At 47.5% G+C, this 255-nt stretch carries 1 pseudogene; it reads left to right on the top strand.

Features of this window, described 5'->3' with window-relative positions:
* Window positions 1-255: pseudogene (locus tag M3194_RS31875) on the top strand (IS110 family RNA-guided transposase); the annotation flags it as partial.

Genomic DNA, 255 nt, shown 5'->3' with positions numbered 1-255 from the left:
TGGCCACACTACGTCTTTTCCCGACACCAGAAGAACTCAGTAAGTTGGAACCCCAAGATGTGGTACACGGGTGGAAGTCCCTAATGAAGCGTCAACCGGGCGAGAGAAAAGCTAAAATCCTTATAGCCCTTGCTAGTCATTCTGTTGGTTCCAAACAGGCTACGCACGCGTACAAGCTCCATTTAAAGCAGCTACTTGCTGAATATGACCTTGCTTGCCAACAGTTGCAAGTAGTAGAAGCAGAGATTATTGCTG

Origin of the sequence: Paenibacillus glycanilyticus (assembly GCF_023715145.1) — a bacterium.
Lineage (GTDB): Bacteria > Bacillota > Bacilli > Paenibacillales > Paenibacillaceae > Pristimantibacillus > Pristimantibacillus glycanilyticus_A.
The sequence above is the reverse complement of the archived record's forward strand: the minus strand, read 5'-3'. Positions and strand labels throughout refer to the sequence as shown.